Below are 14,325 nucleotides of genomic sequence, written 5' to 3'. Positions count from 1 at the left end.
ACTGGAAATCTTAGCAAATAAGCGTTTGCGGCTTCAATCTACCTCTGGTTTTCTTCTAACGTTAATCAAAATCTTATCAACATCGCGATTTTGTGAAAAACATTAAAGCTGTCGTTAGCAAAATCATTCTTTTGTTGATGAAAATCGTGATTTTGTGAAGAACGTTAAAGCTGTCGTTAGTAAAATCATTATTTTGTTAAGAACATTAAACCTGTCGTTATAAGAGTGATAACGGCGATTCATGGCGATCGCTCTTTTTTAAGATTAGATTATTTAATGATGAAATTAGCGATCGCTATAATGGTATCGTGCCTGAATAAACTCGATTCGGTCATCACTTACTACGTAAACAATCCGGTCAGTTTGAGTGATTCGGCGCGACCATACATTTGCATCATAGTATCTCAATCTTTCAGGATTGCCTGTACCTTCAAAGGGATTCCGCCTAATCTCTTCAACTAAAGATAAGACGCGGAGTGCAGTTTTTCTATTTGTTTCTACCCAGTAGGTAAGGTCTTCCAGAAACTTCCGGTCAAAAACGAGGTTGCGTTCTAAATTATCCGCTTGAGAAACTTCAGATTGGGGAAGTGCATCTGGTTCTAAATTATCCGACATTAAATTTATTTACTCTTCTTCGTAAAGCGAGAACTCTTTACGCAACTCGTCTATAGTTTGAGGCATATTAGTCTTAGCCTTAACACGTTGTAAAGCATCTAAAAGACGTGCTGCATTCTCAGGTGATTGGAACAAATATGCTGTCTCTATAATGCTATTAAGTTCCGCAGTAGGTATGACGGATACACTTTCTGCACCTTCACGATTAACAACTACAGGTTCACGAGTGCTAATTGCTTCTTCGTAAATTTTTTCAAAATTATTGCAAGCTTCGGTGTAGTTTGTTTTATTAGACATTTTTTGTTCCTTAATTTATCTGTTACTCTTTGCTGGCAGGTAACTAAAGAGTTGCTTCAGCTTGAATTTCTTGAATGATGCTTAAAATTTCCTCTTTGGATTCGATGTGCTTTGCTAGAACTTCAGCGGTTGATTCCAGTAGCCGCTCAGAAAAGAATTTAGCTAAATCTTGCCGCAAATTCTGCCCAATGTAAAACTTGAGTAACGCTTCAAGTGTCATATCTCGATTAGCTGCAACTTTTTTGAGCGATTCTAACGCATCTGTTGGTATTTTTATTGATACTGTTTCTGTACTACGGGGCTTTAAGTATAGTTCGAGTTCTTCATCATCCTTGTTCATATAACTTTCTTTCTATGTTGGTAGCTGGACGGGCAGAAATAATACGTGTTCGCCTACTGCGTTCTAGATAAACTACGAGCAATAAACCTACTGTTTTTCTTTCAATTTCTAAGGGATTCCAGTATTTAGGATTAAGTGAATCCAAAAATAAATCCTCTTTACCGAGTAATATTAAGAATCTTCCTGCTATCCTATCGAAGAAAAATTCTTCTTCAATGATATAGGCATCGCCTTATCTTATAAGCCCACTTGTGTGGGCTTTGTTCGTGTATTCTATTGTCAGGGCTTCAACCCTCTGGCAATTTAGCAAACGCCTGCTCAACTAACTTCTTTGACTTAGCATCCAAACGCAGCCAATCGACTTCACCGAATTCATCGATTAAACTAGTATCAATATCAGCAACTTCCTTCTGTGGGGTGTATTCAATAAAACACACCTGATAACACAGTTCCCACAAATCGATACTCGCTTCTTGCTGTTGACGCTGCAAACGTAGATGATATCCTGGATGGGGCATCGGCAGACGAGCCAGAGTTCCTCTGATTTCATCTGCTTCTTGGGGTGTTGCAGTTTCGATTGCTTGCAACAGTTCAGTCACCAATGCTTTGATTTCATCAGTGGTGCTAGGCGGCCAAATCAGGACATCATGGTAAGTTCCCGTCCAAGAAGATTGATCGAGCTGCTTGCGGATATTGTCGATAACGCGAATGAAAGCAGGTTGCATGAGGATTTCAGCCTGCTGCCATGCAACTGGATTTGTTATTTTAGGTGGCATTGGTAATACACAGGGGCACTAAAAGAAAAATAAACAGTCTGCGTTTATTAAAAAGCTGCGTTTTTAATCTAAATCTTTTCTCAAGATAGCGGATTTCAATGAAGAAAATTTGGAGATATTTATTACCAGCTGGAAAATTAGGTAATAACTCTGGGGAGAGAATATGATCGGCAAGCTACTAGACCATCGTTACCAAGTAATTAGAGTCCTCGCGATGGGAGGATTTGGTCAAACATACATTGCCCAAGATACTAGGCGACCAGGCAATCCTATCTGCGTTGTCAAGCATCTCAAACCCGGAACTGACCCCAGAGTTTTTGATACTGCTAAACGCTTGTTCAGCAGTGAAGCCGAAACTTTAGAAAAACTGGGCAACCATGACCAAATACCCAGGTTGCTGGCGTACTTTGACGAAAACCAAGAATTCTATCTAGTACAAGAATATATTGAAGGACATACCCTAGCTGAGGAACTTATACCTGGTAAGCGCTGGAGTGAAAGCCAAGTAATTCAACTGTTGCAAGAAGTTCTAGAAATTCTGGAATTTGTCCATCGCCAAGGCGTGATTCACCGCGACATCAAACCGGATAATATCATTCGCCGTGCCTCAGATAATAAGTTAGTTTTAGTTGATTTTGGAGCAGTGAAACAACTGCGTACACAACTGGTAACAGTGGGCGGACAAGCATCTGCGACAGTGGTTATCGGTACTCCTGGCTATATGCCTACAGAACAAGGGCAAGGTAAACCCCGTCCTAACAGCGATATCTATTCCCTTGGCATCATCGCCATTCAAGCATTAACAGGATTACAGCCAACAGAATTGCAAGAAGACCCGGAAACAGGGGAAGTTATCTGGCAGCATTCAGTAACTGTGAACCATCAACTGGCGGCAGTATTGTCCAAGATGGTGCGTTATCACTTCAAAGACCGCTATCAAAATGCTACGGAAGCACTGCAAGCGTGTAAAGACGCGATTAATCCAGTACCTGCACTTTCCACACCTCAAGAAGCCGCCAACAATTTTAGTTACCAAGCAGCCAAATCTCAGCCTCAAGTATCTCGGCTGCAAACTATTGCAGTTGCACCAGCAAATCCTATCCCTGCCAAACCTGAGCGTAAAGACTCTAGTAAATCCGACCCCTGGCCGATATTAATTGGCATATTACTAGCGGGTGGTGCAGCTGCCTTGGTAGCAAATGTATATCCAAATGTGAAAAATTTTGCTTTAAATCTTACAGGTAAGGATACGGCTTTAGCAAACAAATGCTCGGCTGTTGTTGTCGGAAATTCTAATATCCGTTCTGAACCTAGTTCGATAAATTCTAATAATATTGTGCAAACTGTTGCTAATAACACCAATTTCGAGGTGACTGGCAAGCGAACAAAAGCAGGTTGGATAGAAGTTAAGCTTAAATCTGGTCGTTTGGCTTGGGCACACCCGACCGTGATAACTAATAATCAGGAATGGGGTTCTTGCCTACGCGAAAAGGGCATTGCAACTAGGATTGTAGATGATAGTAGCTTGATTGCGACTCGAACTATTCCGCAGCCAAAACCAAAATCTAAGGATGTGGTAACTCCAATACCAGAAAAGCCGAAGAAGTCAACTGACGATGCTGAGAAATCACAACGATCGCAGCCTAATGATAACAGTGCCAATATTGTAGAACAAGCAAAAAAGAAGTATGATTCCGGGGATATAATTGGAGCGATCGCACTTTTAAGATCGGTTCCGGCAAATGCTGCTTCTGGTATCCAAGAGACGAGCAAAATGATTGCCCAGTGGCAGTCAGATTGGGCAAAGGCAGAGGCAGTATCTAATGAAATTAATAAAGCAATAGATGATGGTAAATGGGATAAAGTTTTAGATTATAGAAACCATCCAGAAAAGTTACCTAATACTAAATACTGGCGAAATAGAATAGAACCATTATTTAAACAAGCAGCCGAAAATCTGGCAAAACAAGCACTAACTCAGCTAGAAAATCAAGGTAATCAGAAAAATACCCAACAGAAACTTCCCGATACTAAGCAACCTTAAACCACAGAGAGTCCCAATAGCACACAAACTCCTAAAAGCAGCTTTTAAAAGTTATCAGTAAACACAGTTTATATCGTTCCCAGCCAGAAACTGGGAACAACTAAATTCGGGCGATGGCAGCCCGAATTCGCAGCAGCAGCCCAATAAATATCGTTTCCAGATATAATCTGGAAACGATATTTATCTGTGGTTTTATTTTCCCTATCCGTGCATCTCGTCGTATTCTTGGGCTTCAACTCGTCTTGCTTCCATCCGCGAAGCAGGCAGAAACTCAGCACGACGGACTGGAACCAAGGGCGGTGTATTTCCTGGGTAAGGGTGAATCACTTGTACAGTACGGGCTGGACGCTGCCGTGGCGAGAACAAAGCCAATACACCAGCGACGACAACACCACCACCAATAGTTAGAGTTGCACCTCCCACAGCCCAAAGCACAGGTGAAGACCACCAAGAACTTTGAGGCTGGAATGCTGTTACTTTTTGTTGGTTATACTGCTGGGCTTGTTGCCACTGCTGCTGAGTATTGAAATTTTGAACTTGACCTTGGAGTTGTTGATTTTGCACCTTCAGCTGTTCATTGTCGTTTTTTAAACGCTCCAACTGCATCTGCGTGTTCAGTTTCTCCATCTCCAGACGCTGGTCAGTATTGGGAGTAGTCGGTGGCTGAACTTGACCGGGATACATTGGTTGCCCATAAGGCCCATAAGGATACATTTGTGGCTGCATTCCCGGCGCTACTACAGTCCCTGGCATTTGCGGAGCAACAGCAAAGTTAGGCTGTAGAGGGGTATTTGTTCCTTTGAGCAATACCAGAGCCGCCAGCCCAGCTACAGCAACCCCACCGATAAACGCCATACTCTCACTCATCGCCTTTGCTCCTCAATTGCGACCTAATTATAACTATTTGTGACTGACTCACTCTCACACTCATAAATTATGCCTACTTAATTTCACATAATACTCAAACTATAAGCGACCGGATCGGCTAGTTTTTTTACATCATGATATCTAATGTTAATATTCAAGACCATAACGGTCAAATTGTCTACCAAACAAGCATACAAAAACTGCACTGTTATACTTTTTTAATCTACTTTCTCCGTCTAATCAAGAGAAGTATTTGTGCTGGTGCTGGTGGTCTGGATGGCTGCCTTGAGACTTTGGCAAAATTGGGCGATCGCCGAAAGTCCTTGCTCTGGTGTGCCTTGGGCTAACCGTTTAACAACAGCGCTACCCACGATCGCGCCATCTGCGCCCCATTCCCTTACCTGTCGGGCTTGTTCGGCTTCAGATATGCCAAAGCCGACTGCGATCGGTTTATCAGTAACACTACGAATTTGTTTGAGTAAATCGGACACGCGGTTTTCCAGTTGCGATCGCACCCCTGTAACCCCAGTCACACTGACTAAATAAATAAATCCTTGAGAAGAACGAGCGATCGCTTCGATCCGTTGGGCAGAACTAGTGGGAGCTACCAACAAGATTACGTCAATTCCCATCTCACTAGCTGCTTGGAGCAATCCTGCTGCTTCTTCTAAAGGCAAGTCAGGTATTACCAATCCTGCGACTCCAGCAGCAGCAATTTGCCCAAGAAATTTTTCAATTCCCCGGTGCAAAATTGAGTTGTAATAGATTAACAGAATAATCGGCGATCGCAATTTGGGAGTAATCCCTTGCAGCATTTCTAGCACTTGCTCTAACTTCGTACCTCTTTGCAAAGCACGGGTAGCAGCAGCTTGAATGACTGGCCCATCAGCCAGAGGATCGGAGTAGGGTATACCCACTTCTATAATGTCGGCTCCACTACGATCTAAAACCTGCAAGGCTTTTGCTGTTGTTTCTAAATCTGGATCGCCAGCAGTGATAAACGGAATCAGAGCGCACTCACGATTGTGCCCAAGAGTTTTAAAGCAATCAGAAATCGCAGTCATTTAGTCAAGTGTCAATAGTCAGTGGTCAGTGGTCATTGGTCATTGGTCATTGGTCATTGGTCATTAGTAAAGGACAAATGACTAATGACAAAGGACAAATAACAACTGACCAATGATAACTTTACACCTGAGATTGCTCTTCTTGTTCTATTTCGGCTTGAATTCGTGCTAGTTCTTCGGGAGTAAGCTCGTCTAGCCGCTTTTGCAGAAAGTCTTGCTCATACTGTTCCCGCTGTTGGTGGTAGGTCATTTTTTGTCCCACCGCACGGAAAAAATAGGTGGCTAACCAGCCAACTAAGGCACTGACTAGCAAAACTTGGCTCCATATACCAGCTTTTTGATTATCCAAACCGACTAGCTGCAATCCTAAGTATGCCAAACCGCCGGCAATAAAAACACCCAAGCCAATTCCAATCGCGTCAATCCGTCGCATGAGAGTTATGACCTACCAATCTCGTTAAACTTGAACTTGTCGCCGTTGGGGTCGAAAATTTGCAAACGGCGATAGAACCAACAGACCCGGAAAGAAGAAAAACACCAAAAAGTACATAAAGACACGCTCAATAGAGCTAGCTACATACCAACGCTGCTTCAGGTACAGCAAAACAGCAATGGGGATTACCAGAAGGTAAGCTCCAGCCAAAATCAGATATAGCAGGGCGACAATCATAACTTTCAAGTCTTAAGCATCTGTTTTCCATCATAGGCTGAAGAGACAGACAAGAGAGAAGTATAGTCATAATGCTTTCAACATAACTGCGCCAGAATTCCTCGAAACCGCTAACGAAGAGGCGAAAGCGCAGCTTTGGCGGGCTGGAGTACTTTTACTGAGGACGATTCAACGGATTTCATGACAAAAGCTAATATCATGCTATTATGTGAATCCACTAACAAAAAATGCTCTAGTTAGACAAAATCGAAAACTCATCCAGATGATTACGAGAAAACTAAGAAGACTTTCAACTCTCTGAAGCGATCGCCTAATCTGGAAAAAATATTTTCAATCTAGTTGGACAAAAGACACAATTGATGGTGGAATAGATAAGGAGGTATTTGCTACCTCTAAAAAATAACTAGTTACACTAGTTGCCAAATACCTTTGGGGGTGTGGCGGAATGGTAGACGCTACGGACTTAAATAATTGAGCCTTGAAAGAGAAATCCTTCAAGTGGAAGCTCTCAAACTCAGGGAAACCTAAATCTGGTGACAGACATGGCAATCCTGAGCCAAGCCGAAAAAAGTCCTGAGTCATGTTAGCGGTAGCGAGGCGTTTAGCCCGTGTCAAGTGGTGAGTAAATTTAAACTCATAACTGCTAACTCCTAACTCATGAACTGTTCGGAAGGTGCAGAGACCCGACGGGAGCTACCCTAACGTTAAGTCGAGGGTAAAGGGAGAGTCCAATTCTCAAAATCTGAGCAGGCTACTGTCATCAGGTGCAGTGAAAACTGCGGGAGAATGAAAATCCGTTGACCGTAAAAGGTCGTGTGGGTTCAAGTCCCTCCACCCCCACTAAAAATTTAAAATACCTAAAGGCTTCAATTGTGACTTTACCTGTACAGTGACTAATTATTTGTCGTCAGTGACAGATTAATGTCGTTGAGTCAGATTATCTGTCATCGTGACAAATTAGATGTCGCTAGTTTAGCGGTGAAAAATTCATGTCGCTAATAATACACTTTGTAATTATTATACAAAGCAACTAAAACGAGCTTACGGTTTAATTGACGAAACTCAAGAGATTTACCAAAGCGCACCCACCTTCTTTGAGGGAACTTTAATAAATATCACTATTAAATGCGACGTAAATTACCATAACTTTACAGAAAATGAAGTATTATTTTAGTACAAAGGTTCTAATAGAGGTTTTAGAGCCATGAAATACAAAGTCTATGAGCTAATTGGCGAAAACTGCATGAGCCAGCAGTCCGGGCAACAAATCTATGATTTAATTTATCCTCAACTGCAAGCAGGAAAGTTAGTAGAGCTAGACTTTGCTGACGTTAGAAGATTTTTGTCCGTGTTTTTCAACATTGCCATTGGTCAGTTATTGCGCGATATCAAAGCTGAAGACCTAGATCGACTTCTAGTTGTATCTAACCTCAGTCCTCTTGGTCAACAGACCTACGATAATGTGATTGAGAATGCAAAGCGTTATTACTCAGATGAGCAATATCGTGAAGCCGTAGATGAGATGGTTCTTGAACAATCTGCCTGTTAGTCATGTCAGTTAACTACACCGTAAAGGCAGATGTCATTGACATTACGACTGATTCCCCCCAAAAGGGGGATATTTTTTTGGTTGATACGAATGTCTGGTACTGGCTGACGTATCCTCCAGCAAGTTTATCTTTGACTGCATCTCAAAGCATCTATTCAAACTACATCACAGATACCTTTACAGCAGGTGCTACTCTTTGCTGCTCTGGTTTATCGCTGGCTGAATTAGCTCATATTATTGAAAGAGAAGAAAAAAAGCTATCATCTTACAGTTCTAGCAGAATTAACAATAAAGAATACCGCCATAACTACCCTTCAGAAAGAGCTAAAGTTGTTTCTCAAGTAAAAGCTGCTTGGAATCAAGTCAAGAACACCTTTGCTCTTCAAATTAGTGTTCAACTTGATGAACACACTATAGATAATGCTCTAACTCAGTTCAGTACTCAGTGTTTGGATGGCTATGACCTGTTCATTTTGCAATCTATGAAACAGGAGTCAGTCAACAAGATTATTACTGATGATGGCGATTATGTAACAGTGCCAGTAATTCAGGTATTTACAGCTAATCCAGGAGCGATCGCCGCAGCTACAAATCAAGGCAAACTTATAACTAGGTAAGCATTGCCCTAACAAACTGCCAGAATTCATACAGCAGTTACTCGCATCTTCAAAATCCATCAAAATGCGATCGCTTCGTTAACAAATTACGATTTTGGTGGAATTTTTCCGTCATTCTGAGCTTGTTTAATCGCTCGTTTCACAATTAACACCGCCATTTGAGACAAAGAACGCTCCTCTGCATCAGCCAAAAATTGCAGGGCTTCTTTGTCTTCTTCTTCCATATAAAGAGTTACAGTTACTTTTCCCATATCAGCATCATAAGCAATTTAGTGCGTTTTTAATTTAAACACATTAAAGCACACTGTTTAACATAAAAACACTTTATTTTAGCGTATAATTACTGATAAGTCAAAAGCCAGCCATCAACTTTCTCAGGGCGGATGCTGGCTTTTGGCCCCCATATCACAGGAGACATTTTCCATGTTAAAGCCTGTTAGCTACAAAACAGATCAACACAGAGCTTATCAACAAGCTTTAGATGATTTCGGCATCACAGAATTACTGGCAAAGCTCAACAACTACTCTGATGCTGACTTTGATAGTGCCTGGATGCAACTCCAGCAGCAAGAAATAGAAAGTCTAGCTGCGATTCTGATTTCTCAATTAACTTACAACCTCAATGGTAAGTTGATTGCCGCTTATCTGAATCTCATCCGGCACAGTAACCAAGATATAGTCCCAAGCTTGATTAACCCTTCGGCTTCTCCTAACAAAGACGCTGCGCGAACGCTCAGGGTTAACCTCAAATGCCCAGACGCATCTATTGAGCTTCCCGCTAACTTTCCCGATGTAGCAAAGACACCCAGATTTTTATATGGCGATCGCTTGAGCTTCTGTCATTGTTTACAACCCATATTCTTCTAAACCGCTAGAACCTATACTGAGTAAGGATTTAATGGATGACATTAATTTGTCACGACGACAAATAATTAGTCACTGTACAGTATGGGCGGGTTATATCTAAATTTATAGATAAACTCGCCCATATACATATATTTATGTGTGGTTTTTTCTAGCGATAAATAAGTAATTTTACTGAACCATTTGATGAAGAATTAAACAATTTATCTTTAATACTTTATTTATAGCCCTAGTTAATCAAATTTATGTAAAAAGATGACTGAATTTCTGAAGAATAGATTGATGCTCCTGTTCGCCAAGGTTAAGCTGGTAATAATATGAACAGGAAGTCTTTTTGTCCTGATAACTGAAATGACCGCTAATCGTTTATCAATTAGTCAGGAAAATTCTCATTGTGTTACGTCTAACTCTAGACAATTAGATGTACAAACTGCCCAAGAAGAGGTTTATAGCTTCTTTATGGGAATTGTCAATAAATTGCCACCGGAAGATGTTTTACGAGAATTCAAAAATTTATTTATAGACGGTCTTGATTGCGAAGATTCCGATTATATACCTGGAATATATAGTGTTTTTTTAGATGATAACGAGGAAGAATTATACAATACACTTAAGCGGTGTTGCTACATCATAGTTAATAATTGGAAAACTAACCGAAAAGACAAATATATCCAAGACTTAATTAATTTATTTGTTCATGAAAATCTGAAAATTCAAGACAATAATCCTCCAGTAGTAAAAACTTGTAAAATCTGGTTAGAGAAGTTTGCTAACAGCAAAGATTACAAGGATCTGAAATTATTTGCTACTAAATATGAAGAATCATCTAAAGGTCATTGGGCTAATCGCTACACTTCCTATTTATTGATCGATCAATCTGTTAATAATAAGAACCCTAAAGAGCAACAAGAAGCTGCTAGAAGGCTTTCTAAACAGATTAAAGACAAATTTAAGTTTGAACTAGCAATGTATATTGCTCGTTCTCAATCTGCTGTCTCAAGCACAACACGCTATAAAAATCCCAGTATTTTGGGAGATCAAGCTTTGCGCTTAATAAAAGCAATTGTCTTAAAAAAAGGCGTATTTAGCCATGATAATATTGCCCATATATTTATCAAGCAAACGGAAAATCAAACTCTGAAAGAATTTAAAACAAGCCTAGAAAAATACCTATTTTTTCCTGTAGAAAATCAAGAATCAGTCGAAACTTGGCGGCGGCAGTTTGCACATAGTTTATCGTTATGGAAGACAGATTATAATCAAGAAATTATCACTAAAGAATTGTTCTTGAGAACCTGTAATCGAGTGATTGATTACTTTACAACCGAAAACTCTAAAGAACCTTCGCAATTATTTATTTTATTAATTGGTCAAGGTCATGCTCTCACCCTAGTAATTATATTATTAAAGATTATTTTGATTTGTAAAAATTCTCGGAGACATTTAGAAACCCGGATTGCTCATTTGATTCGTTTTTACGAAAACTATTCCGAAGAGGAATGCAAAGGGGTAATAAATTTTATCGAGATTTTTAATATCACTTTCGCAATTTATGCAGAAAATGTAGAATATAACTTGATTAAGATGAAAGAAGAACAAAGTAGTAATCAGCAATTAAATCTGGATAGTTATCGTGTTTTTTCACAGATGAAAGTAGATAGATAAAAATGAGTTTTGCCTGATTCAGGATTTCCCAAGGCGTTCATCTAACCAAGCTAAGGCAGCACCCGCAGTTTCAGCTAAAATACTGATGAGGCGATATAGAGCGATCGCACTAAATACTAAAGCAGATGGAAAGTGGTGTCGTAAAAGTTCATACGCAGTCGCTTCAAACACACCTAACCCACCAGGCGCACCAGGTATAACAAACCCCAACAACCAAGCGCAACTAAAAGCCCCGAATAACAAAGGAATTTGATTCGCATTCAACGAACCCAAGGCGAACATAGTTAGTATAAACCCAGTGGCGCGTAGTCCCATAAAGCCCACTTCTCCTAACAAAGGGCGCAAAGGGTAGTTTTTAAGACTGAAGGGAACAGTTGATTGAGTTGTAGCAGCAGACTTTTTTGCTTTTAATTTATACAAAAAACGAATAACGGGGTTCAAAAACCACGGATGAATCGCACTAAGGACTACAGCTAAACTCAGAAATTGTAGTATTTGGATAACAAGGGTAGTATTAGCTGCTGCAAATTGGCTACTACATAAGACAATGATGATTAAAGCAGCCGCTAGCATGAGTAGCGGTTCTAGCAAAACGCTTAAGGTGGCTGCACCTGTAGGAATATTGGCATTTTTGGCGGCGACAATTCGTCCGTAGTGATGCCAGATATTGCCTGGTAAATACTTTGCGATGTTCGTTTTTAAGTAAACTTGGATGAATTGAGGAGATGATACAGGTTGATTTAACTCTTGCAGAATCCAAGTCCAGATCCAGCCTGCCCAAGTATGAGCTAGTAAAGTTACCCCTGTTGCGATCGCCATAATTGCCCATCCTACATCATCAATGCGGATAGCAGTTACCTCAATCCAATTGTCCTTCAGAGCTTTCCCTAAAAAAAACAGCGTTCCTCCCAAAATTATCCAGCGTAAAAATTGCTTCATGAATTTAGTCATTTAACGTTGAGAGCAACAAGGGCTGAATACTTAAGTTTTATGGTGTATCAGCTATATATCCAAATATTTTGAAGTATCAGACAGCTTCATGTAGTTCTTTTTACGAAAAGTATATTACTTTATTTTATATCTCTCTAGAGTTAGATAAAAATATTATTTTTGTACTCCTTAAAATGTAGCCTGCGCTAGAGGTAAAGAGCATTTTATTATTCATATGCTGAATACAGGTTATCAAAAGTGAGCGAACCAAAACAAGCACAATAACTTGCTGACCAATCCAATGATTCAGCAAATTCTTAGTTTATTAATATTTTGGTAAGGAGGACTAAGTGAACGCAGTGAGAGTATTCTTGAAAAAAATAAGATTGCGCCAGATATTAACTATCTTTTTAGCTGGACTATTGTTGATAGTTAGCACTGCTTGTAGTGGGGCAAATGCTCAAGGTGCAAATCCACAAAATCCTGCTGTACAAGCCGGTGGAGCAAACAACCCTTATAAGAATGGTGGAGACAAGTATAGCAACTATAGAATGTCTACCGATCCGAAAATAGCAAACCCAAAAGCCAATCAGGGACGTGACCAAGCTAGCTTACAACCAAGTTCGCAATTGTTGATTGCTACAAATACAGAATCTGAGATCCTTTATCCTGGTGGCGAGACACCAGCAGGTCGAATCCAGAAAGAAGCAGAACTGCCATTGATCACAGATAAAGACTTCCGCCAGCCTGAACCCGGTGGTTTGATTCAGAATGAATCAAATGTAGGAGAGCGGGTTAAAGATCGGCTTGAGACTGTAAAAGAAGCTGTTGAAGAAGCTTCCGGCTTTTTGAATAACAAGGCAGATGAAGCTAAAGCAAGACCTGAATTACAGCGAAATCCAGCAGTAAACAGATAAAAATCTTGTTTTTTCTGAATGCTTTGGATGTAAAATTAATTCCAAATGCCATCTTGGTTGAAGTTTAACTTAGTCACAAAAATGCAAGGACTTAGAAGTATGAGAAAAGCAATGAATTGGCTGAAAAATATTCGTCCCTTGAAAGTTGCAACTGTTTTTTTAGCAGGAATCTTTCTATTTATGACACAGGCTTGTGGTGCTCCAGGAATAGCAACACAGCCACCACAACCTGGTGCTCAAGCACCTAATATTGAACGATACGATGCCACAAAAGATTATCCTCTGAATTCTCCTACTGGTGGAATAAATAACTTTAGTGATGTAGATCCCAGAGCGCAAGATGAAAAGGCAGCTAATGATAGAGCTAAGGCCCTAGTAAAAAATGCTCAAAAGAATATCGATCGGAAGGGAATTGACAGCCCAGAGCAATATGGCGAAAATTACAAACAAGGGACATCTCTTGGTGGAAGAGTCAAGAACCTGGGTGAAGATATAGGTAGTTCAGCTGAAGAACTTGGCAAAGGTCTTGTTAAAGGAACTCAGCGAGGAATTGAAAATATCAAGGGTAATACCCAGAATGCTGCTGAAGACGTGACGACAAATGTTCAGCGTGGAGCTGAGGATGCTGGTAAAAATGTTAAGCGCACAGCTGAGGATGCAGGCAAAGCAGTTAAGAACACAGTCGATTGAAATTAAGCTGATGCGCTTCTAAATTGTACATTTTGACGTTAAGACTGTCCTAAGTCAATTGGTCATCTGTCATTTGAAAACAAATAACTAATGACCAGGATCGCTCCTTTAATATACAACTTAAATGCGTAACAGCTTAGTCATTTAATCTCTTGTAAAAATATAAAAGCGCCCACAGATTAAAGTCTGGGGTTACTAAAATAAAGCCTGCTTATGCAGGCTTTATTTTAGTTTTATGTGGACAGGATTTAAGATCGCGTGAGTTCGATGAACCTCTTCCTGCCTTGAACTTTAGTTCAAGTCTGTCCCTCTCCGACTCGGAGAGGGACGGTTTTGCGTAGTAAAACCAGGGAGAGGTCTTTTGATTAGATTTTAGTAATGAACGATCGCCTCTATAATTTCATGATGATGTTACCTCAC

At 40.3% G+C, this 14,325-nt stretch carries 18 protein-coding genes; 7 read left to right on the top strand and 11 right to left on the bottom strand.

Annotated features, from left to right (window positions below; all coding sequences use genetic code 11):
- Positions 1-285: 285 nt before the first annotated feature.
- The 5 genes from RMZ95_RS20475 to RMZ95_RS20455 form a co-directional block, all read right to left on the bottom strand.
- Positions 286-615: a Txe/YoeB family addiction module toxin gene (locus RMZ95_RS20475; protein ID WP_322682291.1), complete on the bottom strand. Its 330-nt coding sequence runs from the start codon at positions 613-615 to the stop codon at positions 286-288.
- Between the two features lie 9 nt (positions 616-624).
- On the bottom strand, positions 625-912 hold the full coding sequence (locus RMZ95_RS20470) for a type II toxin-antitoxin system Phd/YefM family antitoxin (RefSeq protein WP_094347188.1): 288 nt from the start codon (positions 910-912) through the stop codon (positions 625-627).
- A 43-nt stretch (positions 913-955) separates the two neighbouring features.
- A complete protein-coding gene (locus tag RMZ95_RS20465; RefSeq protein WP_322682292.1) occupies positions 956-1,252 on the bottom strand; it encodes a hypothetical protein in 297 nt (98 codons plus the stop codon).
- Positions 1,239-1,397 (bottom strand): hypothetical protein, encoded by a 159-nt coding sequence (locus RMZ95_RS20460; protein WP_322682293.1) that lies wholly within the window; start codon positions 1,395-1,397, stop codon positions 1,239-1,241. The genes RMZ95_RS20465 and RMZ95_RS20460 overlap by 14 nt, the downstream gene beginning before the upstream one ends.
- Positions 1,398-1,539: 142 nt before the next feature.
- Positions 1,540-2,028, bottom strand: a complete 489-nt coding sequence (locus RMZ95_RS20455; protein ID WP_322682294.1) for a hypothetical protein — start codon at positions 2,026-2,028, stop codon at positions 1,540-1,542.
- A gap of 163 nt (positions 2,029-2,191) precedes the next feature.
- On the opposite strand from RMZ95_RS20455, the gene RMZ95_RS20450 reads away from it, so the two are divergent.
- Positions 2,192-4,072 carry a serine/threonine protein kinase gene (locus RMZ95_RS20450; protein WP_322682295.1) on the top strand — a complete coding sequence of 627 codons (1,881 nt, stop codon included), beginning with the start codon at positions 2,192-2,194 and terminating at the stop codon, positions 4,070-4,072.
- Between the two features lie 201 nt (positions 4,073-4,273).
- Here the strand turns inward: RMZ95_RS20450 and RMZ95_RS20445 are convergent, their stop codons facing one another.
- The 4 genes from RMZ95_RS20445 to ndhL form a co-directional block, all read right to left on the bottom strand.
- Entirely contained in the window at positions 4,274-4,939 is a 666-nt protein-coding gene (locus tag RMZ95_RS20445) for a heterocyst differentiation related protein (RefSeq protein WP_322673373.1), read from the bottom strand.
- 236 nt (positions 4,940-5,175) lie between these two features.
- Positions 5,176-6,003: a tryptophan synthase subunit alpha gene (gene trpA, locus RMZ95_RS20440; protein ID WP_322673374.1), complete on the bottom strand. Its 828-nt coding sequence runs from the start codon at positions 6,001-6,003 to the stop codon at positions 5,176-5,178.
- 121 nt (positions 6,004-6,124) lie between these two features.
- A complete protein-coding gene (locus RMZ95_RS20435; protein ID WP_094347180.1) occupies positions 6,125-6,436 on the bottom strand; it encodes a DUF3007 family protein in 312 nt (103 codons plus the stop codon).
- A gap of 24 nt (positions 6,437-6,460) precedes the next feature.
- On the bottom strand, positions 6,461-6,673 hold the full coding sequence (gene ndhL / locus RMZ95_RS20430; RefSeq protein ID WP_094347179.1) for an NAD(P)H-quinone oxidoreductase subunit L: 213 nt from the start codon (positions 6,671-6,673) through the stop codon (positions 6,461-6,463).
- A 1,204-nt stretch (positions 6,674-7,877) separates the two neighbouring features.
- Between ndhL and RMZ95_RS20425 the strand changes: the two genes are divergently transcribed.
- Together RMZ95_RS20425 and RMZ95_RS20420 are read left to right on the top strand one after the other, a co-directional pair.
- Complete coding sequence (locus RMZ95_RS20425; RefSeq protein ID WP_322682296.1) at positions 7,878-8,222, top strand: STAS-like domain-containing protein; 345 nt, start codon at positions 7,878-7,880, stop codon at positions 8,220-8,222.
- 2 nt (positions 8,223-8,224) lie between these two features.
- On the top strand, positions 8,225-8,839 hold the full coding sequence (locus RMZ95_RS20420; protein WP_322682297.1) for a PIN domain-containing protein: 615 nt from the start codon (positions 8,225-8,227) through the stop codon (positions 8,837-8,839).
- 86 nt (positions 8,840-8,925) lie between these two features.
- Here RMZ95_RS20420 and RMZ95_RS20415 read toward each other — a convergent pair whose 3' ends face one another.
- Complete coding sequence (locus RMZ95_RS20415; RefSeq protein ID WP_072022197.1) at positions 8,926-9,090, bottom strand: ribbon-helix-helix domain-containing protein; 165 nt, start codon at positions 9,088-9,090, stop codon at positions 8,926-8,928.
- Between the two features lie 172 nt (positions 9,091-9,262).
- On the opposite strand from RMZ95_RS20415, the gene RMZ95_RS20410 reads away from it, so the two are divergent.
- Together RMZ95_RS20410 and RMZ95_RS20405 are read left to right on the top strand one after the other, a co-directional pair.
- Positions 9,263-9,706, top strand: coding sequence for a hypothetical protein (locus tag RMZ95_RS20410; protein WP_322682298.1), 444 nt, complete (start codon positions 9,263-9,265; stop codon positions 9,704-9,706).
- Positions 9,707-10,054: 348 nt separating this feature from the next.
- The gene (locus RMZ95_RS20405; RefSeq protein ID WP_322682299.1) at positions 10,055-11,368 is read left to right on the top strand and encodes a hypothetical protein; all 1,314 of its coding nucleotides are present in this window, start codon (positions 10,055-10,057) and stop codon (positions 11,366-11,368) included.
- Positions 11,369-11,386: 18 nt separating this feature from the next.
- Here the strand turns inward: RMZ95_RS20405 and RMZ95_RS20400 are convergent, their stop codons facing one another.
- On the bottom strand, positions 11,387-12,307 hold the full coding sequence (locus RMZ95_RS20400) for a lysylphosphatidylglycerol synthase domain-containing protein (protein ID WP_322682300.1): 921 nt from the start codon (positions 12,305-12,307) through the stop codon (positions 11,387-11,389).
- Between the two features lie 341 nt (positions 12,308-12,648).
- On the opposite strand from RMZ95_RS20400, the gene RMZ95_RS20395 reads away from it, so the two are divergent.
- Complete coding sequence (locus RMZ95_RS20395) at positions 12,649-13,215, top strand: DUF6658 family protein (protein ID WP_322682301.1); 567 nt, start codon at positions 12,649-12,651, stop codon at positions 13,213-13,215.
- 99 nt (positions 13,216-13,314) lie between these two features.
- Positions 13,315-13,905: a hypothetical protein gene (locus tag RMZ95_RS20390; protein WP_322682302.1), complete on the top strand. Its 591-nt coding sequence runs from the start codon at positions 13,315-13,317 to the stop codon at positions 13,903-13,905.
- Positions 13,906-14,325: the final 420 nt, after the last annotated feature.

The organism is Nostoc sp. DedQUE07, assembly GCF_034530975.2.
GTDB lineage: Bacteria > Cyanobacteriota > Cyanobacteriia > Cyanobacteriales > Nostocaceae > Nostoc.
The sequence above is the reverse complement of the archived record's forward strand: the minus strand, read 5'-3'. Positions and strand labels throughout refer to the sequence as shown.